The 653-nt window shown below is 64.0% G+C and carries 2 protein-coding genes; both read left to right on the top strand.

Annotated elements, in window-relative coordinates:
- Window positions 1-259: WXG100 family type VII secretion target (locus AC3EO7_RS37875; protein WP_435593893.1), on the top strand; the 259-nt coding region annotated here is incomplete at its 5' end.
- Window positions 256-552: a WXG100 family type VII secretion target gene (locus AC3EO7_RS37870; protein WP_435593892.1), complete on the top strand. Its 297-nt coding sequence runs from the start codon at window positions 256-258 to the stop codon at window positions 550-552. The genes AC3EO7_RS37875 and AC3EO7_RS37870, both read left to right, overlap by 4 nt.
- The last annotated feature ends 101 nt before the right edge of the window (window positions 553-653 follow it).

The raw sequence follows: 653 nt of genomic DNA, 5'->3' as shown, positions 1-653 counted from the left end.
CAAAGCTCGCGTCATCCGGGACGAGCTGGGTCGGTTGGACTCGACAATTGGTAAGGAGCTCCTGGCGGACGGTTGGCAGGGCAAGGCGGCCAGCGCATATGACGAGTCGTGGGTGGAGTGGAAGCAGGGCGCCGACACGATCGTCGCGGCGCTGGAGGAGTCCGCTGCGAGTCTGGCCGAGGCCGCGATCACCTACGAGATGCAGGACGAGGCCACCAGCTCTGCGATCGGCGGCCTGCGGGGACTGGATCTGCCGTGACGGCTGATGACCGATTCCGGGTCGATCTCGAGCAGCTCGATGCCGCGATCGACACGATGGACAAGTTCGGCAAGACGGTTGCCGACTGGCTGGCCGAGATCGACAGGCAGATCGCTGATCTGCATTTGAGCTGGTCGAGCGAAGCCGCGACCGCGCAGCGCGCTGCTCATGACAAGTGGAGCGCCGGGGTGGATGAGATGCGCGAGAACCTCAACGAACTGCGGGAAGTGGCGCGGATCGCGCACACCAACTATTCGAGCGCGATCGAGCTGAACCAGAAGATGTGGCCCTGATGACGGCCCTCGTCGTGACACCGGCGGAGTTGCGTACTGCGGCGGCGTCGATCCAAACGGCGTGGCAGTACTCCTGGAACGACATGAACACGCTGTTCACA

This window comes from Nocardia sp. bgisy118 (genome assembly GCF_057708605.1).
The sequence above is the reverse complement of the archived record's forward strand: the minus strand, read 5'-3'. Positions and strand labels throughout refer to the sequence as shown.